The organism is Alicyclobacillus fructus, assembly GCF_017329605.1.
Classification (GTDB): domain Bacteria; phylum Bacillota; class Bacilli; order Alicyclobacillales; family Alicyclobacillaceae; genus Alicyclobacillus; species Alicyclobacillus fructus.
Map to the genome: position 1 here is coordinate 47442 of NZ_JAFMTY010000014.1, position 23253 is coordinate 70694.

Annotated in this window: 19 protein-coding genes; 7 read left to right on the forward strand and 12 right to left on the reverse strand. The window is 63.8% G+C overall.

The window, feature by feature from the left end; all coding sequences use genetic code 11:
* The first annotated feature begins 44 nt into the window (after positions 1 to 44).
* From J3481_RS08730 to mctP, 5 genes are all read left to right on the forward strand, one after another.
* Entirely contained in the window at positions 45 to 1235 is a 1191-nt protein-coding gene (locus J3481_RS08730; RefSeq protein WP_206831636.1) for a glycosyltransferase, read from the forward strand.
* A 181-nt stretch (positions 1236 to 1416) separates the two neighbouring features.
* Entirely contained in the window at positions 1417 to 2517 is a 1101-nt protein-coding gene (locus J3481_RS08735; RefSeq protein ID WP_206831635.1) for an FUSC family protein, read from the forward strand.
* A 249-nt stretch (positions 2518 to 2766) separates the two neighbouring features.
* Positions 2767 to 4461, forward strand: coding sequence for an ATP-binding protein (locus tag J3481_RS08740; RefSeq protein WP_206831634.1), 1695 nt, complete (start codon positions 2767 to 2769; stop codon positions 4459 to 4461).
* Between the two features lie 167 nt (positions 4462 to 4628).
* Positions 4629 to 4841, forward strand: a complete 213-nt coding sequence (locus J3481_RS08745; protein WP_206831633.1) for a DUF3311 domain-containing protein — start codon at positions 4629 to 4631, stop codon at positions 4839 to 4841.
* An 18-nt stretch (positions 4842 to 4859) separates the two neighbouring features.
* Complete coding sequence (mctP, locus tag J3481_RS08750) at positions 4860 to 6371, forward strand: monocarboxylate uptake permease MctP (protein ID WP_206831632.1); 1512 nt, start codon at positions 4860 to 4862, stop codon at positions 6369 to 6371.
* Between the two features lie 88 nt (positions 6372 to 6459).
* Here mctP and J3481_RS08755 read toward each other — a convergent pair whose 3' ends face one another.
* The 10 genes from J3481_RS08755 to J3481_RS08800 all read right to left on the reverse strand — a co-directional run bounded on the left by J3481_RS08755 (position 6460) and on the right by J3481_RS08800 (position 19113).
* On the reverse strand, positions 6460 to 7122 hold the full coding sequence (locus J3481_RS08755; protein WP_206831631.1) for a DUF2306 domain-containing protein: 663 nt from the start codon (positions 7120 to 7122) through the stop codon (positions 6460 to 6462).
* 65 nt (positions 7123 to 7187) lie between these two features.
* Positions 7188 to 9263: an alpha-glucuronidase gene (locus J3481_RS08760; RefSeq protein WP_206831630.1), complete on the reverse strand. Its 2076-nt coding sequence runs from the start codon at positions 9261 to 9263 to the stop codon at positions 7188 to 7190.
* 11 nt (positions 9264 to 9274) lie between these two features.
* On the reverse strand, positions 9275 to 10042 hold the full coding sequence (locus J3481_RS08765; RefSeq protein ID WP_206831629.1) for an SDR family NAD(P)-dependent oxidoreductase: 768 nt from the start codon (positions 10040 to 10042) through the stop codon (positions 9275 to 9277).
* Between the two features lie 27 nt (positions 10043 to 10069).
* Complete coding sequence (locus tag J3481_RS08770) at positions 10070 to 10774, reverse strand: GntR family transcriptional regulator (RefSeq protein ID WP_206831628.1); 705 nt, start codon at positions 10772 to 10774, stop codon at positions 10070 to 10072.
* Positions 10775 to 10911: 137 nt separating this feature from the next.
* Positions 10912 to 12792: a S53 family peptidase gene (locus tag J3481_RS08775; RefSeq protein WP_206831627.1), complete on the reverse strand. Its 1881-nt coding sequence runs from the start codon at positions 12790 to 12792 to the stop codon at positions 10912 to 10914.
* A gap of 166 nt (positions 12793 to 12958) precedes the next feature.
* Entirely contained in the window at positions 12959 to 14650 is a 1692-nt protein-coding gene (locus tag J3481_RS08780) for a glycerol-3-phosphate dehydrogenase/oxidase (protein WP_206831626.1), read from the reverse strand.
* A gap of 153 nt (positions 14651 to 14803) precedes the next feature.
* Positions 14804 to 16309: a glycerol kinase GlpK gene (gene glpK, locus J3481_RS08785; RefSeq protein ID WP_206831625.1), complete on the reverse strand. Its 1506-nt coding sequence runs from the start codon at positions 16307 to 16309 to the stop codon at positions 14804 to 14806.
* A gap of 31 nt (positions 16310 to 16340) precedes the next feature.
* A complete protein-coding gene (locus J3481_RS08790; RefSeq protein ID WP_328702080.1) occupies positions 16341 to 17177 on the reverse strand; it encodes an MIP/aquaporin family protein in 837 nt (278 codons plus the stop codon).
* Between the two features lie 320 nt (positions 17178 to 17497).
* On the reverse strand, positions 17498 to 18133 hold the full coding sequence (locus J3481_RS08795; protein ID WP_206831624.1) for a DUF47 domain-containing protein: 636 nt from the start codon (positions 18131 to 18133) through the stop codon (positions 17498 to 17500).
* A complete protein-coding gene (locus tag J3481_RS08800; protein WP_206831623.1) occupies positions 18130 to 19113 on the reverse strand; it encodes an inorganic phosphate transporter in 984 nt (327 codons plus the stop codon). Before J3481_RS08800 ends, J3481_RS08795 begins: the two co-directional genes overlap by 4 nt.
* Before the next feature lie 182 nt (positions 19114 to 19295).
* On the opposite strand from J3481_RS08800, the gene J3481_RS08805 reads away from it, so the two are divergent.
* Both J3481_RS08805 and J3481_RS08810 read left to right on the forward strand, forming a co-directional pair.
* On the forward strand, positions 19296 to 19769 hold the full coding sequence (locus J3481_RS08805) for a MerR family transcriptional regulator (protein ID WP_206831622.1): 474 nt from the start codon (positions 19296 to 19298) through the stop codon (positions 19767 to 19769).
* Positions 19769 to 21487: an MFS transporter gene (locus J3481_RS08810; protein ID WP_206831621.1), complete on the forward strand. Its 1719-nt coding sequence runs from the start codon at positions 19769 to 19771 to the stop codon at positions 21485 to 21487. The genes J3481_RS08805 and J3481_RS08810 overlap by 1 nt, the downstream gene beginning before the upstream one ends.
* An 8-nt stretch (positions 21488 to 21495) precedes the next feature.
* Here J3481_RS08810 and J3481_RS08815 read toward each other — a convergent pair whose 3' ends face one another.
* Both J3481_RS08815 and J3481_RS08820 read right to left on the reverse strand, forming a co-directional pair.
* A complete protein-coding gene (locus J3481_RS08815) occupies positions 21496 to 22047 on the reverse strand; it encodes a glycerol-3-phosphate responsive antiterminator (RefSeq protein WP_206831620.1) in 552 nt (183 codons plus the stop codon).
* A complete protein-coding gene (locus tag J3481_RS08820) occupies positions 22044 to 23057 on the reverse strand; it encodes a LacI family DNA-binding transcriptional regulator (protein WP_206831619.1) in 1014 nt (337 codons plus the stop codon). The genes J3481_RS08815 and J3481_RS08820 overlap by 4 nt, the downstream gene beginning before the upstream one ends.
* Positions 23058 to 23253 lie beyond the last annotated feature (196 nt).

Genomic DNA, 23253 nt, shown 5'->3' on the forward strand with positions numbered 1-23253 from the left:
GGAGACGCGCATGCGTCTGCACAAGAAGAAGGGAGTGTTGCGGGGTGATCGCGTTCGCGTGGGTGGCGGCCGTGAGCCTTGCGGCGTGGTTGTTCCTGCTCGTGGCGCGCGGCTTTTACTGGCGCACGGCGCGTTCGATGAACACGGCGGAGGCCGCTGACAGGACGGAGCGCACGTGGCCGGCGGTCTGCGCGGTGGTGCCAGCGCGCAACGAGGCGGACGTCCTCCCGAGGACGCTGCCGACGCTCATCGGGCAGTCTTACGGCGGCCGATTCCAGGTGGTGCTCGTGGACGATCACAGCACGGACGGCACGGCCGAAGTGGCGGCGCGGATCGCGTCCGAGATGGGGCGGACGGATCGCCTTCGCATCGTGCGCGCCAAGCCGCTTCCGCCCGGTTGGGCGGGCAAGGTCTGGGCCATGCAGAACGGGCTTTTGCACCTGCCCGAAGACGTGGACTATGTGCTCTTCACGGACGCGGATATCGCGCACCCTCCGACGACAGCACAGGCTCTGGTGGCGCGCGCAGAGCGGGATCATCTCGATCTCGTCTCGCTCATGGTGCGGCTCAGGGCCGAGAGCGCGTGGGAAAAACTGCTCATCCCCGCATTCGTGTACTTCTTCGCCAAGCTCTATCCGTTTGCGTGGGTGGCGCATCCGAAGCGAAAAACCGCAGCGGCGGCCGGCGGTTGTGTGCTCGTCAAGCGCAGCCTGCTGCCCGTGCCTCCGGGACTGGAGCCGATTCGCGATGCCGTGATCGACGACTGTGCCCTCGCGCGCCTCATCGCCAACCGGGGCGGGCGCCTGTGGCTCGGGCTCGGCGAGGACGTCGTGAGCGTGCGCGCGTACGGAACGCTCGGGGAGATCTGGCGGATGATCGCGCGGACGGCCTTCGTCCAGCTTCGCTTCTCCGCCTGGCTCCTGGCCGGGACGGCGGCCGGGATGCTCGTGCTGTACGCCGTTCCGCCAGCGGCCGTGATCGCCGGTGTGGCCGGGATGCTCGCGGGCGTCCACGGCAGCGCCGCGGCGCTGTGCCTAGGCGGGCTGGCGTACGCCGTCCTCGCCGCGACGTTCGTGCCGATGCTGCGCTGGTACGGCCTGTCTCCGGCGCGATCCGTCCTGCTCCCCTTGGCCGGCGTGCTGTACACCCTCATGACCCTGGACTCGGCCAGGCGGTTTTGGCTCAAGAAGGGCGACCACTGGAAGGGGCGGCCGTACGAGATGCGCCGCCCCTGACGGGGATGTCATCGAAATGTCAAGCTCCAACCGCTTTCATCATCCGCCGGTCTTCCCCGCTTCGGGCGACAATAGAGAAGGTGAGTTTCGCCCGTCCATACGCTTGTTCCCCGGTCTGACAACCGACTTCATAAGAGACGAAACAGAAGGCATTGCGCGACGCTGGAAGGAGGCGAACGGCATGAACGCTCGTCAGCGCGTCCATCGCGGTCTGCGCGCCCCCTTTTTGCCGCCCGAGCGCACAGGCGAGGCGCGCGTGTACCACGCTTTCTTGCTTCGCAAGGCGCCCTGGCCATGGCGCCGCGCGCTGTCCGCCGGCCTCAGTTTGTTTGCCGTTGTCGCGCTTGGCGCCCTGTTTCATCGGCCCGCGGATGGACTGCTGGCGTCCATCGGCGCCTTCACCGGCATCTACGCCACGGATCTCCCGTTGAAGCAGCTGGCCGCCAAGCTGGCCGCGGTCGGCCTCGGCCTCACCGCGTCATTTGCGCTCGGCGCAGCCACGAGCGCCCATCTGGCCGCGGCCGCGATCGCGCTGGCGTTGGTCGGCGGTATCGCCACATACGTCGCCGCCGCGCTCTCCATGGCGCCACCGGGGCCCTTCTTCTTCGTGATGGCCGCCGCTATCGCGAGCGGACAACCGCCGGGACGGGGCTTCGCGGTCTCCGTCGCGTGGGTCCTGGCCGGGGCCGCCGTGGCCTGGACGCTGTCGGTCTTCCTCGCAATGGCCTGGCGCGGCGCCTTGCCCGCTCAAGCAAGCCGACTCCGACGGATCACGCGGAAGCGGCTCGCCCGCACCCTGAAGGCGCGGCTCCGCCTGGGCGATCCGGCCTTCATGGGCGCCCTGCGCATGGCGGTCGGCCTGTTCGCGTCGGCGATGATCGCGCACGCCCTTGGCAGCCCGCGCGGCTATTGGACGGCCGTGGGGTGCGCGGCGACGCTCGTCGGCATGACGGTGGTGGGCACGCTTCAGCGCGCGATTCAGCGGGCGCTGGGTACGGCCTTGGGGGTGGTTCTCGCGAGCGCCGTCCTGTCCGTCCATCCGGCGCCCTTGGAACTCGCGCTCCTGCTCTTCGCGCTGCAGACCGTCGCGGAATTGCTCATTCCGCGAAACTACGGCCTGGCCGTCATCTTCATCACGCCGCTCGCCATGCTCATTGCGGAAACAGGTCAAGCCGATCTCAGTGCACCCGCCATCGCCGAGGCGCGCCTGCTCAATACGCTCGTGGGCTGTGGCATCGGACTCGCGCTTCGGCTCCTGTGGCGCGTTCCCTTTCGCACCTGAGCGGCCCACCCCGCTCGCCCGAACTTTGCCGCCCCATTTCGACGCCTCGCCGCCATCTTCGACAAGATTCGCTTTCCAACGCGGCTCCCATGCGTTAGACTTCGACGTGCAAGGGACATGGGCAGCGTTCGACATCGTAAACCGCGCGAAAGAATCGGGCTTCGTCCCGGTTCTTTCTCTGCTTTTTGAACCCTTGTCGACAACCCGGTGCCCGCCGACCACCCGTCTTCCAAAGGAGCGCATGCTGCTTTGAACCGTCACTTTCGCCGCGTTTCTTCCCACGCCCTGCTCGCGGCCGGGCTCACGGTGCCTCTTTGCGCCGCGTGGGCGTTATACGGACGCGCGCATGAACTGCTGTGGGTGATCATCGCCGTCGCGTGCGGCGTTGAATGCTTGCCCCTTCACCTGCCCGGCGGACGCCGGTGGTCCATGGGGGTCGTTTGTTACGTGTGGGCCGCCGCGCAATGCGGCTTCGCGGCGGCGAGCACCACCATTCTGTTCGGCGCGATCGCGGCCTTCGTTCGTTCCATCGACAGCAAGGTCTCGCGCCTCCACCTGAGGCGCCTGCTGGTGTCGCTTGGCACCCATCAAGTCGCCCTGATTCCGGCGTCCTTCGCGCTTCAGGGTGCGGCGATGCTCCCCGCGTTTCTCCGCGCGGGCCTTGCCGCCGTCGTGTTCGAGCTGGTTCGCCTCGCCGCGCTGGCCTGCCTCGAGGGCTCCATCAGCCAGATTCGGACCATGGCCGCGGCCTGGCACAGCTTCGTACCGGCCATCTTGCTCATTCCGGCGTCGCTCGCGGCCCTGCTCGCCGGAAGCCCAGACTGGAGGGTCGCCCTTCCCGCCGCGGCGCTGCTCCTGGGCCTGCTGTGGGTCTCCCGCGCCTACTCGCGGCTCGCGCGAGAGTCCGAGGCCGCGCGGGAACCGTCGCCTGCGCTGGCGCACAACACCGCCGATCTCGTCCTGATGGCGGAGCCAAGCGGCGAGATCACGTTCGCCTCCCCGGGATTCCTGGCATCCATCGGGATCGGCGAGGATGCCCTGCTCGGCCGGTCGATCTTCGACCTCGTCGCACCCGAAGACTTCGCGCGTTTCGACGAGCTGTTCACGCCCGCTGGCGCCGATGGGCAAGGACACGACCTCGCGCTTGAAATCGAAGGCACTCGTGTGGAGGTGGAAATGCGGGTGACCCCCGTGCACCAGGGTGCACAGGCGCCCGAGCGCTACATCCTCCAGGCGCGCGATCTCACCCCGCGCCTTCGCCAAGAGTCCCTGCGCCGGCGAGCCGAGCGGCTCGCGGCCGTCGGCGATCTCGCCGCGAGCATCGCGCACGAGTTTCGCAACCCTTTGACGACCGTCATGGGTTTTGCACAATTGCTTCGATCCCAACTGGATGAACTCGCGCCGGGGACGTACGAGGCCGTCTGGGCCGAGCTCGAGCGCATGAAGGACGTGACCGATTCCCTGATGGTCCTCGCCAAACCGGAGGCCGCAGAGCGCGGCCCATGCGATCTCGCCGAGATCGCGCAGGCGGCCGTTCGCGTCTGCGAACCCATGGCGCTGGAACAAGGCGTCCCGCTCGACGTCGGCCCCCTCCCGTCCGCGCGCGTGCTCGGCCACCCCGGCCAACTGCGGCAAATGACGGTTCATCTTTTGCGGAACGCCATCGAGGCGGCCGCGGAAACGCGCGGGCGAGTGAGTCTGTGGATTCAGGTCACCGATGCCGAGGCCATCCTACAACTTCGCGACACGGGCCCGGGCATCCCGGAGGGGTGGCTGGACCACCTCGGGGAGCCGCAGTATCGCACGCGGGAAAAAGGGACGGGGCTGGGGCTGATGGTGGTTCACCGCGTGGTGCAGTTGCACGGAGGCCACATTCGCATCTGGCGCACGGACGATCCCCGGGGCACAGCCATCGAAGTGCGACTGCCCAGGCTCCGGAAGTAGTCCGCGCCTCGCCCCCGCCTTTCCAAAGGCTCTCTTTGACAGACAAGCCCGTCATGTCTTATAAATGATGACGAGCTGCCTTTCTGTAAGCGTTGACAGCCGGAGAGACTAAACAATCGGTTGTTTACAGGGGCAAGCGCCAGCCAAGCGGAAAGGAGGTGCACACGGTGAACGAGACACAGAAGCCGTCCACGAAGGCGAAGCGGTGGTGGTACCTGCTCATTCTCGCGCCCGTCATCGGATCGCTCTTCCCCGGTCTGTATGGCTCCCTCAAACCGGAACTCTGGGGCATCCCGTACTTTTACTGGTATCAGATGCTCTGGATCATCATCGCGGCCATCATCACAGCGTTCCTCTACAACATTCTCAAAGACGACTGAGGGTAAGGGGGTGAACTCATGCAGATCAACTGGACTGCGTTCTCTATTTTTATTATTTTCTTTCTCTTCGTCGCCGTCCTCGGTTTCGTCGCGGCGAGATGGCGCCGAGGCGATTTGTCCCAATTGGAAGAGTGGGGGCTCGCGGGACGCCGCTTTGGCACGCTCATCACCTGGTTCCTCGTCGGCGGCGATCTCTACACCGCCTACACCTTCATCGCCGTGCCGGGACTCATGTACGGGAAAGGCGCGCTCGGCTTTTACGCCGTGCCGTACACGACCGTGGTCTATCCCATCTTCCTGCTGATCCTTCCGCGGTTCTGGTCGGTGGCTCGAGCCAAGGGCTACGTCACCGCCTCCGACTTCGTGCAGGGGCGTTACGGCGATCGCCTGCTGTCCTTCGCCGTGGCGCTGACGGGGATTGTCGCGACCATTCCGTACATTGCCCTTCAGCTCACGGGCATGCAGGCCGTGATCACGGCCATGGGCATTCCGGGCAGCTGGCCTCTCATCATCGCTTTCATCATCCTGGCCCTGTTCGCGTACACGAGCGGCCTTCGCGCGCCGGCCATGATCGCGATTGTCAAAGACCTGATGATCTACATCACCATCATCGTGGCCGTCATTCTCATCCCCATCAAGCTGGGCGGATTCGGCCCCATCTTCCACGCGTCCGCGGCGGCGCTCGCCAAGCATCATCCGCCGGGATCCATCGCGCTGTCGCCGAAGCTGTACGCGACGTACGGCACCCTGGCGCTCGGCTCCGCGCTCGCGCTCTTCCTGTACCCGCACGCCGTGACGGGCGTGTTCAGCGCGTCGAGCCGCCGCGTCGTGAAGCGGAACATGGCGCTTCTTCCGGCCTATTCGTTCGCACTGGGCATCATCGCACTCCTCGGTTACATGGCGCTCGCGGCCGGCGTCCACACCAAGTCGACGAGCGAAGCCGTCCCGCTTCTGTTCCTGAAGGAGTTCCCGACGTGGTTCGCAGGCTTCGGCTTCGCCGCCATCGGCATTGGCGCCCTGGTGCCCGCGGCCATCATGTCCATCGCGTCGGCCAACCTGTTCACGCGCAACATCTACAAGGCGTTCTTCGTGCAAAACGCCTCGCCTGAACACGAGGCGCGCGTCGCCAAAATCGTGTCGCTCATCATCATCCTGCTGGCGCTGGTGTTCATCCTCGGATTTCCGCAGCAGTACGCCATCAGCATGCAGCAGGTGGGCGGCATCCTCATCCTGCAGACCCTGCCCACGGTCGTGTTCGGCCTGTTCACGCGCTGGTTCCACCGCAGAGGGCTCTTCCTCGGCTGGCTCGTGGGCATTGTGCTCGGCGTCCTCATGTGGGCGAGCACAGGCTATCAATCCACGAGCTACACGGTCGGCGGCGTGACGGCGTACGCCGGCATCTGGGCGCTCATCGTCAACATCGTGATCGCGCTCGTCTTCAGCGCCATCTTCCGGGCCATGGGCCTGTCGAACGGCGAAGACGAGACGAGCCCGTCCGACTATCGGATCGACGTGGAGACAACCGCCTGATTCCTTGCAACTGATTCCTATCAAATGCGCGATCGCGGCGCACAACCGCACGGGAGCCCCGCTGGGCCCCCGTTTCTGTGCATCCACCTCATGCGCGGCGCGCCGAGGTGCATGGATACAGCGTTCGCGCGAGGATCTCGCCCAAGGCGACGTTCACCGCGATGCTCAGCCAGACGGCGACGGCGTAGGCCGTGGCGAACGGAAGCCCGGCGGCGTGCACGCCGAACCAGGTGAAGCCGCGGTTCAGCGCGTTCGTGTCGAGGAACATGTAGCTCCGCACCGCCCAGCGCCTGTGTCCATCCGGGCGGAGCTTTCGGGCCATCCAGTACACGAGAAACGCGGCCACCAGCCAGTACACGTTCAGCAGGTTGAACGCCACCGTGACCATCTCGCCGCCTGTCGCCTCCGGCGCGAGGTAGCCGCTTGTCCCGTCCACCCCGAGAACGCTCAAAAGGTACGCGTATCCCACCGCCCGATGCAGAGCCGGGCGAGATGGCGCCCGCGTGAGGACGAAGTTCATGGCGCCCGCCAGAATCGCGACCAATGCCGAAGCCACGTGAATGTGAAGCGCAACGAGCCATGCGCCGCGCGTGATGTGGTGCACGGCACCCACTTTGTGCGACAGGAACGACACATCGCCGGGATCGACCACGAAACTTTGCACAATCATGCAGGCGATGTAGAGCGCTGCCGCAAACAGGAAGGCCCAGGCAAAACCGCCGGGCCTCTTGTCCGGGTTTCGAAACAACATGCAGGGAATCCCTCCATCGGCCAGACTCCGGCGTTCCCTTCTCGGCCGACCCCTGGGATTCCTGCTCACGGATAGATGTGACGCCCCCGTTCGTCCGCAATGCCACACTTTCGATAAAAATACGTGTTGATCACGTCCCGCCATTCCGTCGCGCGGAGCAACTGATCCTCCAGCCGCGCGAGCACGCGCTCGTACCGGACGGGATCGATCCACCCCGACAGTCGCCGCCACGCCTCGATCATCCACGCCACCGCCTCCACGCCGTCGTAGTGCGTATCGTAAATGTGCTGGATGACCGTCTTCCCCGAGTGAAGGACGTGCGTGTACGGCACGTGGTGGAAGAACAGAAGCAACTCGTCGGGGCACGTCTCCAAGCTTTCGTACAGGCTCCGCACGGGCTCGTGGTACTGGCCGGTGTAACCCGTCCCCGTGGCCATGGTCCGATCCACGCCGATGCCCTGCCAATCCGCATAGTGATACGTGCCCCACTTCGAGTACTCGTACCCCTCCGGGTTCGGCCCGTCATGATGGCCGGGATTCACCATCCATCCCACGCCCAGCGGCGCGGTGTACGCCTCATACGCGGGCCACGAGGCCATCAGGATGCCCGTGAGCGTGCGGACGACGTCCACATGGTCCCCGTACGTGAGCCGCGCCCACTCCCGCGCGATCTCGGCCGGATCGAGCGACGGATCCCAGGCGAGGCGGCCAAACGCGTACAGGTTGGCCTGCGCCAGCGAGTGCCCGGTCCAGTTGGGATCATCGCCCACGTTGGCCACGCCTGCCACGCCCCCGTGCGGCCGCCCGAACAAGCTGCCGCTCGCGATCTCGGCGACCGTCGATCCCGGCCCGCGTGCGTGCGTGTCGAAGTCGAGCACCTCTTTCCACATCGGCGCGAGATAACAGACGTGGCGTTGCTGCCCCGTGTACTCCTGTGTGATCTGAAACTCGAGCATCACATTTGTCGAGGAAAGTCCGCCGAAGAGCGGCGAGACGGGCTCGCGCACCTGGAAGTCCATGGGCCCATTTTTGATTTGGATGAGGACGTTGTCCAAAAAGCGCCCGTCGAGCGGCACGAAGTGGTCGTATGCCGCGCGGGCGCGATCGGCCCGCCTGTCGCGCCAGTCCATCAGGCAGTTGTACACGAAGGCGCGCCAGATCACGACGCCGCCGTGCGGCGCAAGCGCGCGGGCGAGCATGTTCGCGCCGTCGGCATGATCGCGCCCGTACGTGAACGGTCCCGGGCGAAACTCGGAGTCCGCCTTCACGAGGAAGCCGCCGAAGTCCGGGATGTGCCGGTAGATGCGATCCGCAGCCGCTCGCCACCAAGCCTGCACGCGCTCATCGAGCGGATCGGCGGTGGGAAGATGGCCGAGATCGACCGGGCTCGCGAAGTTGACGCTCAAAAAGATCCGGATGCCGTAAGGCCGGAAGATGTCAGCCAGCCGAGCAATGTCTGGCAGATACTCGTCGGTCAAGAAACGGGTCTCCACTTCGTGCACGTTGACGTTGTTGATCGCGACGGCGTTCACGCCGACGGACGCGATCAGGCGAGCGTAGTCCGCCACCCGCCTCTCGTCAAAATCGATGTTTCCGCGCCGAAAGAACAACGACTTGCCCGCGTATCCGCGCTCAATGGTCCCGTCGGCGTTGTCCCAGTGATCCAACATGCGCCAGGCGTTCTTCGGCGACGAGGTGCAGGCTTCGTTCAGCGCTTCTCCGAGCCGCAGACGGCGGATCAAGTGGAACGTCCCGTAGAGCACGCCCGCGGCGCTCCGCGAGGCGACGGCGGCGCCCCCTTCGGGCACCGGCACGATGGCATACGCCTCGTCCGAGGGCGCATGCGCAAGTGCGATCTGCGCGGCTTCACGCAGTCCCTCCGGCAACGCCGACAGGAGCCCGAGCGCGATGCAAGCCCCTTCCGGCGCGTGTTCCTTGGAGTTGTCGGCGCGCGCCGGTTCTTCGCCGAACGCGGCGCGAACCGCCCGCCTCCACTCTGCCTCCGCAGTCGCGAGAACGGGATCCTCCGGCGGCCCGTAGACGGCGAGCCGGCGCACTGCGGGCGGCAACTCCCAAGACAGCGGGCTTTCCTGCAGCCACGCGTCGTAGTCGAGATCGCCCGATGTCGACATGTCTCTCATGGCCCTTCACCTCACACGTAGCCGTTGGCGAGAAAGCCGCCGTCGGCGATGAGGATGGTGCCGGTCACGTAGTCCGAATCGCTCGACGCAAGAAACACGGCGGGGCCGGCGATGTCCTCGACCTCGCCCATCCGGCCCGCGGGAATGCGCTGGACGAGCTTCTCGGGGTTGTGAATGCCGCGGCGGATGTAGTCGCGGACGATCTCCGTCATGATGAAGCCGGGACTGATGGCGTTCACCTGGATGTTGTACTTCGCCCACTCCACTGCGAGCGCCTGCGTCAACTGCCGCACGCCCCCCTTGCTCGCCGCATACGTCGCGCGCTCCGGGATCCCCGCGTGCGCCACGATGGACGTGATGTTGATGATCTTCCCGCCCTGTCCGCGCGCGATCATCCCCCGGCCCACGGCCTGGCAGAACAGAAACGTCCCGTCCAGGTTGATGTTCAAGCACGTCTTCCATCGTTCAAAGGAGAGATCGGTCGACGGAGCCGCGACGGAAATGCCCGCCGCGTTGACCAGGATGTCGATCCGGCCAAACCGCGCCTCAGCCTCCGCGACGACCCGCTCCACATCGGCCGGATTCGACACGTCGCCCACCAGCGGGAGAGCGGCGCGCCCCGTCTCCGACGCGATTCGCTCGGCCTGACGTTCCAGTTCCGCCTCCGTCCGGCTGACGAGGCATACATCCGCGCCTTCCAGCGCGAATCTTCGCGCGATCGCCGCGCCAATGCCCCGTCCCCCGCCCGTGACGAGCGCCACCTTGTGCTGCAACCGCATACTCCGCGCCTCCCCGTTTCGAAGCCATCAAGGGCCAAAGAACGCCGGATGGCGGGCTTTGATTCCCGGCAGATCCTCCATCAGCTTCGACAGGTGATGCTGCATCGCCTGAGCTGATCGGTCGGGATCGCCCGCCAAGACGGCCTGAGCCACGCGCTCATGTTCCCCGACGAGCCGTTTCATGCGCTCGGGCTCGAAGAGGGACAACATGCGCACGCGGTTCAGATGCCCCCGCATCTGCGCCACGATGGCGGACAGCGTCTCGTTGTTGAACTGTTGCAAAAAGATCTGGTGAAACGCGTCGTCCGCGTGCATGAAGCGAAGCGCGTCGCCCGCCTCAGCCGCCTGCCGCTGATCCTCGAGCGACATCGCCATCTCGCGCTCGAGCCGCGCGTGAAGGGCCGGATCGCGCCCGGCGTCCTCCGCGACGCGTCGGATGACCGCAAGCTCGAGGCTTTCGCGGACAAAACGGGTCTCCTCGACCTGCCGCTCGGAAATGAGCGCCACCTTCATGCCCCGTTGAGGCAATACCTCGATCAACCGCTCCATCGCAAGCGCGCGCACGGCTTCGCGCACCGGCGTGCGGCTCATGTTCAACATGCGCGTGAAGTCCGATTCGTAGACCGTCTGCCCCGGATGCAACCGAAGGGACAAAATCTCCTCGCGGATGGCCTCGTACGCCTGTTCTCCGAGCGTCTTCTTGGCCACGCCATAGGTCACGCCCGCGATCACGTCTGCACCTCCTTGAGACGACTCTACATCGCCACCATCTTACCGTATACTTGTATACTGACGCAATGCGGAGAAGCCAAGAGCCTCTCCGCGAAACATTCGACGGGCATCGGTCCGTCGGGAATCGTCGGCGCGAATCAGTGCAGAGCCGCAATGGCCCTGGCCAGGTTCGCGACATTGGGTGTGCCGATGCCGGACGCCGGGTCATACCCCTGCGCCGCCGACCAATACCAGTTGTTCCCTGTTGTGATGTCGTTGAACGGTCGATTCGTCCCATAGCCATTTTGCTGCATGAGTCGATAGAAGATGGGATCCAGGAATCCCACGCGGCCTCCGACGTACTGGTCGAGAAGCGCCGTGATGCCGTTCAGCTGGGGCGCCACAAAGCTCGTGCCACCGTAGCCCGCGAGCCAGCCGCCCCCGGCGCTCCAGTACACGAGATAGCCCGTCTCCGGATCCGCGTCCATCGAGACGTCCGGCAGGTTGCGGCCCGGGTAGTTGCTTGGCAGGTTGTAAGTGAAGGGAGAGCTGTACAGCACGCCCTGCGAGTCTGTGAAGGCTTGGTTGGCCGCGCTGTTCTGGACGCCGCTCACGCCATTTTGATACCACGGACGCGGGAAGATGACGCTCACGCCGCCTCCCGTCCCGATGGGAAACAAGCCCTGATAGCCGAGGTTCTGCAGGTATTGCCACGACCACGGCTGCTCCGCCGTGATGTTGACCGAGCCGAGCGGGAACGTGGCCGAGAACGGCACGGTCGTCCCGCCAGCGGCGGTGATGTATGGATCCGACGCCGGGAAATCGACGGTGAGCGGCGTGGAAAATCCTTGTGACGGCGGGAAGTCCCGAGCCGTGTCATACGCACCAGAGTCACCGGCCGCCGCGTAGAGCGAGATGCCCTGCGCGGCCGCTTCCATGAACGCCTGTGTGAAGGCGAGCAGCTCATCGACATACGACTGGCCCTCGTTCATCTGCGGCAAGTAATCGATCTCCGGTTGCCCCCAGCTCACAGACAGCGAGTCGGCCAGATTGTCGGAGACCGCTTGGTAGAAGGCGTCGATAAAGCCCTGGTCGGTGTTCGGCGCGTCGTACACCAACACCTTGGCGCCCGGCGCAATGCCACCCGACTGCTCGACGTCGAGCGTCGTCTCGACGGAGCCGTCGTCCATCTGTCCGCCGCCGTCGACATTCACCACCTGGATGCGGTTTTGAGCCACGTTCAGCCCGATGCCTTGCCAGTACGTGTAAGCATCCTGCGGGTTGAAGCTCGACAGGGTGACAATGCCCATGGTTTCTCCCTTGCCCGTGATGCCTTGTTGATACAGCGGATTGATGTCGTAGCGATTCGCCGTGTCACCCACCGTGTAGCTGCCTGGAGTGCCCGTTGCCGTGCTGCCTCCCTGCGGCAACACCGCCTTTGGAGATGGCATCCCCGACACGTTCGGCGTCTTCACCGTGAGCGACTGCGCCGCGTTCGCCGTGTCGAGGCCCACGACCGCCAGCACGTTGGTCAGCAGGGCCACCGGGATCTGTGGCGGCTTCTTCGGCGCGCGGAACACCCGTCCGTTGGCCTTGAACAGGTCGATCACGGTGTTGAACGCGTTGTCAAACTGCTGAATGGTCCCCTGCACCTGCATGTCCAGGTGATCCGCGTCCACATTCACCACCTGCAGGCCGTACTGCGCAAGCTCCTGCTTGATCTGCTGGATGGTCTGATCCGACGGCGCGAACTGCTCAGCGAATTGGCTCGTGGTCAAAAACTTGTGATACTGCGCGCTGCCCGGCGTTTCGGTCTGCTGGATGTAATTCTGTAAAGCGATAGGATTCTGTACGCGCAAAATCACCGACGCCGTGACGGTTTGGCTCGCATTGGCGGGCCCCAGATCTTGTGCGTTTTCCGCCGACGGATTCGCGAGCGGCGCCGCTTGAACGGCGTCCGCCTCCATGGTTGGCACTCCCACAGCCAGCATGCCGAGCGCGGCAGAAAGCCCCGCCACAAGTGATTTCCAGACCCCCACAGTCAGACCCCCAAGATATCCGAATCGTGTCCTTCGCCAGACAGATTCGGCGCGGGGTATCCAGACTCCTTCAGAGAAACGGATCGAGTTTTGTCGACCCGCCTACCGTTTGATCTCCATCGGAAAAGCACCGCAAGGAGGTCGGTCGGCGCCTGGTGAGCGCCCGTCAAGCGCCGACCACGTGTTCTTCCGCCACGTCCTCCACCACCGTCGTCGCATCGCGAATTCGCTCGTCGAGATCGCGCGCATGGCGCTCGGTTTCTTCTTCGCTCCAACCGCAAGCCGCCGCCATGTACCGGATGACGGCCTCACGGTTTGCGCGCACCCAGTCGATGTCGAAGTACAGCGCGCCCGTCCGGCGGATGAAGAAGTCCGACGGCGTGACCACCATCTCGTGCCGAAGGCCGTACTCCAATTCCGCATACACATCGGGCCTCAGCCCATACGCCTCTGCGCGATCCCGCCCGGACGCGAGCAGGCTGAAGACAAGATCGACATTCGTCCCGTAGCGCCGAGCCAGGCGCCGCGCGTCCTCCTCCGCCAAGCCGAGCTTCACGCCGCGCTGCACGCGATCCTCGATAAACGCCGGCATGTGGGCGGATCCGCCGAAATCCCCGCCGGAGTATGGGATTTTGTCCGTCGTGCAGGGGCGGAAGCGCCGCCCGTCCTCGGCGAGATCGCGCGCAACCATGTCCACCACTTTTTCGGCCATCTTCCGATAGCCCGTCAGCTTGCCGCCGGCGATGGTCAAAAGCCCCGAGGGAGAGACAAACACCTCGTCCTTGCGCGAGATCTCGGACGGATCCTTGCCCTCCTCGTGGATGAGGGGCCGGACACCGGCCCAGCTGCTCTCGATGTCCTCCGCCGTGAGCTTGACGCTCGGGAACATGAAATGGATGCACTCGATGAGGTAATCGCGATCCGCCTTCGTCATGCGCGGATGGACGAGATCGCCGTGATAGTCGGTGTCCGTGGTGCCGATGTAGGTCTTCCCGTCGCGCGGAATGGCGAACACCATGCGCCCGTCGGGCACGTCGAAGTACACGGAATTGCGGAGCGGGAATCGCTTGCCGTCCACGACGATGTGCACGCCCTTGGTGTGATGCAGCGTTTTGCCGGACTTCGATCCGTCCTTCTCACGCAGTTCGTCGACCCAGGGGCCGGTGGCATTGACGACCTTCCTCGCCCGAATGGTGAACGCCTCGCCGGAGAACACATCCTCGATCTCAGCTCCGGCGATGCGGCCGCGATCGTACACAAAGCCGGTGGCCTTCGCGTAATTGAGCGCAAGCCCCCCCATCTCCACCGCCTTTTTCAGGATCTCGAGCGTGAGGCGCGCATCGTCCGTCCGGTACTCGACGTAGTATCCGGCGCCCTTCAAACCCTCTCGGCGCAGGAGCGGCTCCACGCGAAGCGCCTCGTCGGCGCTCAGCATCTTGCGACGCTCGGACCGCTTGACGCCCGCGAGTTTGTCGTAGATGTAAATTCCGACGCTCGTGGCGAGCCAGCCGTACGTGCCCCCCTCGATGATGGGCAACAGCATCCACACCGGTGTGGTGATGTGCGGGCCGTTCTCGTAGACGATGGCGCGCTCCTTGCCGACCTCCGCGACGAGCCCCACCTCAAACTGCTTCAAGTAGCGCAATCCGCCGTGCACCAGCTTCGTCGATCGGTTGGACGTGCCCGCAGCGAAGTCCTGCATCTCCACGAGGCAAGCCTTCATGCCGCGCGCGGTGGCATCGAGCAGGATGCCCGCCCCCGTGATGCCGCCGCCAATGATCAGCACGTCGAACGTGTCCCGAGCCATCTCCGCCTTGATGGCCGATCTCTCTGCAACCGAAAACCGCGCTTCCCCCATGGTTTTTGGCCTCCTTTGCGTTCGTAAAGCAAAAAAACCACAAACCAAGCGCCCTCTGGGCACCTGACCTGTGGTTTTCTCAACGTCTCAACCATGCCGGATGAACTTGTCAAGCTCATGATACCATCCGCGCAGGTGCGGATCCACGAGCCGTCAGCAGTCTTCCTGCGCCCAGCCCATCGTGCGCTCGACGGCGCGCTGCCACCCGCGGTACAGCCGCGCCCTGGTGTCCGCATCCATCTGCGGATCGAACCGGTGCTCGATGTCGCCGTTTTGCGCGATCTCGTCCTTGGACCAGAAACCCACCGCGAGCCCGGCGAGATACGCCGCGCCGAGCGCGGTCGACTCGGTGATCTGCGGCCGCTCCACGGGCACCCCCAGGATGTCCGCTTGGAACTGCATGAGCAGGTTGTTGGCCACTGCGCCGCCGTCCACTCGCAGCGACTTCAATTCGATACCTGAATCCCTCTGCATGGCGTCAAGAATGTCTTTCGTCTGGTACGCGAGCGACTCCAGCGTCGCCCGAATGATGTGCTCCTTGCGGGTCCCGCGCGTGAGCCCGAAGATGGCGCCACGAGCGTACATGTCCCAGTAGGGCGCCCCCAACCCTGCGAACGCAGGGACGACATACACGCCGCCCGTGTCCTCCACCTTGCTCGCGAAGTATTCGGAGTCAGCCGCCGCATCGAAGAAGCGCAGTCCGTCGCGCAACCACTGGATGGCCGCGCCCGCAATGAAGACACTTCCCTCGAGCGCATAGGTGACCTTGCCGTCGAGCCCCCATGCGATGGTCGTCAACAGCCCCGACGGCGAAGCGACGGGCTTTTCGCCCGTGTTCATGAGCATGAAGCAGCCCGTACCGTACGTGTTCTTGACCATGCCCGGTTCGAAGCACGTCTGCCCAAAGAGCGCAGCCTGCTGGTCGCCGGCGATCCCGGCAATCGGGATGTTCGCGCCGCCAAACGTGTGCTCGTCGGTGTGACCATAGATTTGTGAAGACGGGCGAACTTCAGGCAGCATGGCGCGCGGAATACCGAGCAGGTTGAGCAGATCGTCGTCCCAATCCAGCGTGTGAATGTTGAACAACATGGTCCGCGACGCGTTAGTGTAGTCCGTCACATGAACCTTGCCGCGCGTCAGGTTCCACACGAGCCACGTATCCACCGTGCCGAAGAGCAGTTCCCCCCGCTCGGCGCGTTCACGCGCTCCCTCGACGTGATCGAGAATCCACTTGATCTTCGTTCCGGAAAAATAGGCGTCGATGACAAGCCCCGTCTTGTCGCGAATGGTGTCGGCGTGTCCCGCCGCCTTCAGTTCGTCACAGATATCGGCCGTGCGGCGATCTTGCCAAACGATGGCATTGTAAACCGGCTTTCCGGTCGATTTTTCCCACACGACGGTGGTCTCGCGTTGATTGGTAATGCCGATGGCCGCCACCTGTTCCGGAGACACCGCGGCCTTCTCGAGGACCTCTCGCGCGACGCCGCTCTGCGTACCCCAGATCTCCATCGGGTCGTGTTCAACCCAACCCGGCTTCGGGTAGATCTGGGTGAACTCCTTTTGCGCAATGCTGTGGATACGCCCGGCGCGATCGAACAGAATCGCGCGGGAACTGGTCGTGCCTTGGTCGAAGGCGAGGATGTACGTTTTCTCCACCATACGAACGCACCTCTCCAGGTAAGAAATATTCTCAGGCCTGCGCCTTAGCAGCGGCATGAACTGGACCGTCCGCCTTCGCGCGCTCCGGATTCCCAGGCATGAATGGGCGCAACACGTAGTTATAAAGAGCGCCGGCAACGATTCCTCCAACGATCGGAGCTACAATCGGCACCCACCAGTAATCGTGGGGCCCCGGAAAGGCGTTGCGTCCCCAGCCGGCCAACCAGCCAAACAGGCGCGGACCGAGGTCACGAGCCGGGTTAAGCGCCCAAGCCTCCAATTCCCCCCCGAAGCCGCCGACCATGGCGACCAAGAGACCCACGACGAGAGGCGTAAAGTTTCCCAGTTGGCTGTTGGAATTGTAGCTGTCTGAAAATGCAAGGATCAGGAGAACAAGCGCCCCGGTAAGAATGATTTCATCAATAAACGCGTGTCCTGTAGATATTCCTACGTTTGGATGGGTAAAGAAGATCCCAGACGTCACAAGGCCGCCAGGGCCACTGCGTGTGGTATGATGTGCGAGATTGTACGCGTTGATTGCCGGCGAAAAGAGCGTATACGTCAGCGAAGCCCCCAGAAACCCGCCTATCACCTGAGAGATGATAAACCCTGGAACCTTGCGCCACGGAAAACCGCCGTATGTGGCGAAGGCAAGCGTAACAGCCGGGTTGAGGTGCGCTCCAGAAATAGAACCCACGAGGTAACACGCCATTGTAACCCCGAGCCCCCAGAGGATGCAGATCCCCCAGTAGTCTCCCGAAAACGCGTTATACAAGATAGCCATGGCCGCCACGCTATCACCGACCATCAGCAAGAACATCGTGCCGATGATCTCGGCCAAATACTCACCCCAGACTGAACTCCTCACACAATTACCCCCTATCCGAAGAGTTGGGTGATGACATTTGGCTGTGTTGGCTCGGTGTCCGGATCACCGGGCCAACCGGCGCTTCGCGCGCAGGCGCCGCTTTACAAGCCATGTCGTGCCTGAAAAACGAAGGAGACGGTCGACAAATGCATGTGGTCATTTCACCACACATCATTGCCGCCGTCTCCGAGTCTCAGAGGCACGAACTATCAACTTGGCTTCAGTATATCTGGTGACGCGCGTTTTGTAAAGGCTTTCAGAAAGAATTTCTACGAGCCGTTCTGGCGGTCCCGCCATATCTTCGCTCGTACACCAGCCCCTCACCCCATCCCCTTGATTAAAATGCCGCCGACCATGTCCGCCGCCCGATCGAGCCGATCCGCCGCGTTGCTCAGATGGCGGTACACCTCGCGCATCCGGAAGATGTGATGCACGTCCTGGCTTAAGAACAGCTCCGCGTTCGACTCCCGATACAGCTCCTCCACCCGGTTTTCCATCTTCTTCGCCCGCACAATCGCCGCGTGCACCGCGGGCCCCGGCTTCACCAGCCCAGCCACGGCATCGGCGAGCGCGTCCACCCCTTCCCGCAGCGCCGCGGCCATCTCCCGAATGGCGGGCTCAAACGGGATCTCGTACACCAAAAACTCCTGCACCGTCGTGTGCGCATAATCGAGAATGTCGTCCAGGCTGCGGGAGAGATCGTAGATGTCCTCCCGATCCATCGGCGTCATGAAGCTGCGAATCAGCTCCTCAATCACGTTTCGCCGGATCGCGTCGCCCTCCTGCTCCAGCGCACGCATCCGCTCCGCGTACCGGCGCAGCTCGGCCTCGCCCGGCTGCACCTCCACAATCTCGCCGAGCAGTTGCACGCCTTTCTGCGCCTGCTTTGCCTGCGCCTCCAACAGCGCGAAAAACCTCGATTCGTTCGGACGAAGCCACTGCGCCAGCTTGCTCATCGATATCCCCCCCACACAAACAGTTGTCCAACCACACAGCCCATCACAAAGGCGAGCGGCATCGTCATCAGCCACACGGCCGCCATCTTCCGCACCACGCCCCAGCGCACCCGCCGCACATGGGCGCTCGCCCCCACCCCCACCAGGGAGCTGTCGAGCGCCTGCGTCGTGCTCACCGGGCCACCCAGACTTGAGGCCGCGATCACGACCGCCGCCGTCGCAAACTCGTTCATCACGGCGTGAATCGGGCGTATGCGAAACACGTGCCCCTGTACCGTGCGCGCCACGCGCCAGCCGCCGACGAGAAGTCCCACCAGAAAGACTGCGGTCGAGAACACCACCATCCATGGCGCCACGTCAAACGTGCCGCGGTGATGCGCCACGCCCACGACGAGCGCCAACAGACCCAGCGTCTTTTCCGCGTCGTTCGCTCCGTATCCTACGCATACGCACACAGATGTCGCGATCTCGGCCCAAAGCACCGCCCGCCCCGCCCTGGACGAGACGCGGTGCAAGGCCAGCCGTGCCGCGAGATGCGCGGCGTAGCCCAGAAGCCCTGCGCTCAGCACGCTCACGACAAGCGATGCCGCCACGCGCCCCAAGCTCGCCCACTTCACCTGCCCAAGGCCGAGCATCACGGCGCCCACGCCGCCCATGCTGCCGACCAGCGCAAAGGTGATGCTCGTCGGCAGTCGCGTGGCGTAACACAGCACGAGGGTGACCAACGCCGCCAATAACGCAGCGATGACCACGGGCAGGTCGAGATCGCCGAGCGGGAGGATGCCAGCGCCAATGGTGTGCGCGACGCGCGTGCCCACGAGAAACGGCGCGACAAACAGGCACACGCCGATCTGCGCGATCACGGCGACGACCGGCAACATGCGGGAGCTCGCCAAAACCGCGAGCAGATTGCCGCCGTCGTTGAAACCGGAGAGCACACCAAAAGCGGCCAAGAGCAAAAGCGCCCACCATCCGCCCATGTGGATCCCCCTCCGCCGGCGTCATGAAGACAGGGTAGAACTAATATTCTAGCGGCCTGAAGGCGGTTTGAAAATGGGCCAGAGTGGTTCCTTTCAGGTCTCGATCTCGCCACCCAATCTTACGTTGACGTGAGTTTCAGATTGGCGTACAGTGGTTGCTGGCAGGAGCGAGGAGGTGAAGCATGGGGCGCGACAAAGCGTGGACCGTGGAGGCCGTGGCCGAACGACTCGGCGTCACACCGCGCACACTCCACTATTACGAAGAAATGGGTCTCATCCCGAACGTGCAGCGAACCCCAGGGGGACATCGGCTGTATGATGAGGAGACCATCGAGCGCATCGAACACATTCTTCGGCTCAAGGACGCCCTCGGTTATTCGCTGCAGGAGATTCGGTCCATCCTCTCGACAGAAGACCAACTGAGGACCTATCGGGAGCGGATTCGGGAAGGCCGCGAGCCCGAGCACAATCTGCACATGCTGGAAGAGTCTGTGCGGCTGCTTGAGGATGTCTTGCAGCATATCGACGAGAAAATGGCGAAACTTGCGGCCATGCGCGAACAATACCTGGATCGCCTTGCGCGCATTCGAGCGCGGCTGGATCGCGAAGCCCTTCACCGCTCGCTCGACAAACCAATCGATTCAGAAGGACAGTGATGGCCTTGGATGCAAGAAGTCCCGCCTACAAATGGATTGCCCTTTCCAACACCACACTCGGCGTGCTGATGGCCTCCATCAATGGCACCATCCTGATCATCGCGCTGCCGGTGATCTTCTCCGGCATCCAGGTCAATCCGCTGCAACGCGGTCAGACGAGTCTCTTGCTCTGGGTGCTCATGGGCTTTAACGTCGCGACGACAGTGCTTCTGGTGACATTTGGACGTCTGTCGGATATGTTCGGGCGCGTCCGACTATACAACCTGGGATTTCTGGTGTTCACGGTGGGATCGGTTCTCTGTTCACTGACCTGGAGCCATGGTCGGGCGGGGGAACTGGAGCTCATCGTCTTCCGCATGATCCAGGGCATCGGAGGCGCGTTTCTCTTCTCCAACAGCGCTGCCATTCTGACGGACGCGTTCCCCAGCAACCAGCGCGGTCTCGCGCTCGGGCTGAATCAAATCGCCGCGGTCGCAGGGAGCGTCGTCGGCCTCGTCCTCGGCGGGATCCTCGCCTCGACGGGCCACTGGCGATATGTGTTCCTCGTCAACGTGCCCATTGGCATCGTTGGCACGTTGTGGGCCTACCTCATGCTGAAGGAGGTGGCCAAGCCGCAGCGCGGCGCAAAGCTCGACATTCCGGGCAATGCCACCCTCGCGCTCGGCGTGTTGGCGCTGATGCTTGCACTGACCTACGGCATCATGCCGTACAAAGGACATAGCATGGGCTGGACCTCTCCCATGGTGTTGGCGCTCCTCATCGGCGGAGCGGTCATGCTCGTGGTGTTTGGCGCGATCGAGCGGCGCATGCCGGATCCGCTCTTTCGGCTGGAACTGTTCCGCATCCGGCCGTTTACCCTGGGCAATGTCGCCTTGTTCATGGGGTCTCTGGCTCGAGGCGGTCTGAGCTTCATGCTGATCATCTGGCTCCAGGGCATTTATCTTCCCCTGCACGGCGTGTCGTACGAGAATACGCCGCTCATCGCGGGACTGTATACCCTGCCGCAGATGGTGGGGTTTCTCGCGGCAGGACCTCTCAGCGGTTATCTGTCCGACAAGTTTGGCCAGCGCGCGTTCGCGACCGGCGGCTTGCTGGTGAGCGCCGCGGGGTTCCTGTTGCTCGCGGCGTTGCCTGTGGATTTCAACCGCTTCGCGTTCTGGGCAGATATCTTCGTCATCGGCGTGGGCATGGGGCTGTTCGCCTCGCCGAACAACGCATCCATCATGAGTTCGGTGCCAGCCCAGTACCGGGGTGTGGCCTCAGGGATGAGATCCACGTTCAACAACGCAGGACAAATGATGAGCATGGGCATCTTTTTCTCCATCGTGGTGGCCGGCCTGGCGGCTCACCTGCCGGAGGCCCTGGTTTCAGGCCTCACGGCCCACGGCGTGCCTGCGCAAGCGGCGGAGGCCATTGCGAAGCTCCCGCCCACCTCATCGCTCTTTGCGGCGCTTCTCGGGTACAACCCGCTCGAATCGTTGCTCGGCCCAGGGGGGCTGAATGTGCTTGGAGCGCTGCCCTCGTCGGAAGCGGCGATCATCACGGGCAAGCAGTTCTTTCCCCATCTCATTTCCGCGCCGTTTCACACCGGTCTCGCGCTCGCCTTCCTGATCTCGGCCGCCCTCATGGTGATTGGCGCCGTCGCCTCGATATTTCGAGGCACGTACCAAGACCCCCAGGCCGCTCTGCCGCGCGAGGCTGAGCGCGTCGCCAGGTAAAAGCTGCTTCACAGCACCCAAAGCGCCTTGACGGACGTGGTCACCGCCGTGGCTCCCGCCGCGACGGCCCGCTCCACGTCCTCCTGGGTGCGCACAAATCCCCCTGCGAGCACAGGCAGCCCTGTCTGTTCGCGAATCTCCGCTATCAGTTGCGGGACGACGCCCGGCAAGACTTCCAAGTAATCCGGCTTCGCCTGCTGCAACACGCGGTAGCTCGTGCGCAGGCTGTGAGAGTCAATCAGAAACACGCGCTGGATGGCGATCACGCCCTGTTTTTTCGCCGTCGCGATCACGCTCGCGTGCGTAGAAATGATGCCATACGGCCGAATCATCTGGCACAAGAACTGCGTGCCCGCCTCGTCGTGCTTCAGACCCTGAATCAGATCCGCGTGGAGAATGAGGCGCTTCCCGGCCTTTGTCGCCATGCGCATGAGGCTGGGCAACGCGGTCAGATGCGTCTCGAGCAACACCACAACAGGGTGCGGCCCCTGAAGCAACTCCTCGAAATCCTTCAAATTCCGCACCGCAGGCAAGACGCGCCGGCCCTCGAACGCACTCATGCCCGCTTCCGCTCCGCGGAGCATCGCGCGATCACGACCGGGCTGATTCGTTCCACCTGCGCCGGCAGCGTCTCGCCCTTGATCAGGCGCATGAGCATGGCGGCCGCCTGCTGCCCCTGCTGAAACACCGGCTGCTGAATGGTGGTCAGCGCGGGCGTGCTCGCCTCCGCGACGTCCGTGTCATCGAAGCCGAGGATGGAGAGGTCGTCCGGGACACGCAGCCCTGCGGCCGCCGCGGCCCGCAGCGCGCCGATGGCCATGTAGTCGTTCAAACAAAACACCGCCGTCGGACGATCCGGCGTTTCCAAAATCCGGCGCATGCCCGCCTCGCCGCTCTCCATGTCGAACTGGCCGTGCGCCACCCATTCCTCGCGCCAGCTGAGGCCGAGATCGCGAAACACGCCCTGCACCGCCCTCAGGCGCAGCACATTGTCCACGTGCTCCGCGGGCCCCGCGATCACGCCGATGTCGCGGTGGCCGAGATCGTACAGATGGCGAATGGCCAACTCCGCGCCTGCCGCCTGATCGATCACGACGCAATGCTCCGGGGTCGCCGCTGGATCCTGTTGCATGTACACAACGGGAAATTTTTCAGGCAACTCCTGCAGCAGTCGCTCCGTCACGCCCGCGAACTGGGGCAAGACCAGCATTCCGTCGACAGAATGTTCAAGCGCTTTTTTCGCTAAAACGTCGAGTTTGTCGGGTGTGACGATGTCGAACTGCATGGCGTAGTTGTCTTGCGCGAGGACCTTGGAAATGCCCGCGAGCATGGGAAACAGATAGCCGTTCAAGCGGGGATCGAGGCTCGGGTTGACGATGTAGAACCCGATGGAAAACACCTTGCCCGCCCGCAGGCTTCGGGCGCTCATCTTGGGATGGTAGTTCAGTTCGCGCGCCGCCTCCAGCACCCGCCGCAGCGACTCCTCGCTCACGCGCTTGCCGTTCAGCGCCCAGGATACCGTCGTCGGCGACACCCCGGCCAAGCGCGCGATATCCTTCACCGTGGCCACGTTCGAATCCCTCCTCGTGCCGTAAAGAATGGAACGTACGAACGAGATTCCGCGCTCATCAGACAGCGAAAAAGATGCTCATTGACATTATAGACGACTGACGTGATAGCAAAAGTAAATCGTTTTTGGGGATGTGGCACAATTCGTGATCCAGTGCGGTTGGAACCCGAGAGGCGCGATTCGGACGACAGCCCTC

Bases quoted from the DNA above. Each gene is read 5' to 3' on its own strand.
- J3481_RS08780 (WP_206831626.1), bottom strand. From the start codon at position 14,650: ATGGGGGAAGCGCGGTTTTCGGTTGCAGAGAGATCGGCCATCAAGGCG.
- J3481_RS08755 (WP_206831631.1), bottom strand. From the start codon at position 7,122: ATGTTGTTTCGAAACCCGGACAAGAGGCCCGGCGGTTTTGCCTGGGCC.
- mctP (WP_206831632.1), top strand. From the start codon at position 4,860: ATGCAGATCAACTGGACTGCGTTCTCTATTTTTATTATTTTCTTTCTC.
- J3481_RS08805 (WP_206831622.1), top strand. From the start codon at position 19,296: ATGGGGCGCGACAAAGCGTGGACCGTGGAGGCCGTGGCCGAACGACTC.
- J3481_RS08760 (WP_206831630.1), bottom strand. From the start codon at position 9,263: ATGAGAGACATGTCGACATCGGGCGATCTCGACTACGACGCGTGGCTG.
- glpK (WP_206831625.1), bottom strand. From the start codon at position 16,309: ATGGTGGAGAAAACGTACATCCTCGCCTTCGACCAAGGCACGACCAGT.
- J3481_RS08735 (WP_206831635.1), top strand. From the start codon at position 1,417: ATGAACGCTCGTCAGCGCGTCCATCGCGGTCTGCGCGCCCCCTTTTTG.
- J3481_RS08800 (WP_206831623.1), bottom strand. From the start codon at position 19,113: ATGGGCGGATGGTGGGCGCTTTTGCTCTTGGCCGCTTTTGGTGTGCTC.
- J3481_RS08795 (WP_206831624.1), bottom strand. From the start codon at position 18,133: ATGAGCAAGCTGGCGCAGTGGCTTCGTCCGAACGAATCGAGGTTTTTC.
- J3481_RS08810 (WP_206831621.1), top strand. From the start codon at position 19,769: ATGGCCTTGGATGCAAGAAGTCCCGCCTACAAATGGATTGCCCTTTCC.
- J3481_RS08815 (WP_206831620.1), bottom strand. From the start codon at position 22,047: ATGAGTGCGTTCGAGGGCCGGCGCGTCTTGCCTGCGGTGCGGAATTTG.
- J3481_RS08765 (WP_206831629.1), bottom strand. From the start codon at position 10,042: ATGCGGTTGCAGCACAAGGTGGCGCTCGTCACGGGCGGGGGACGGGGC.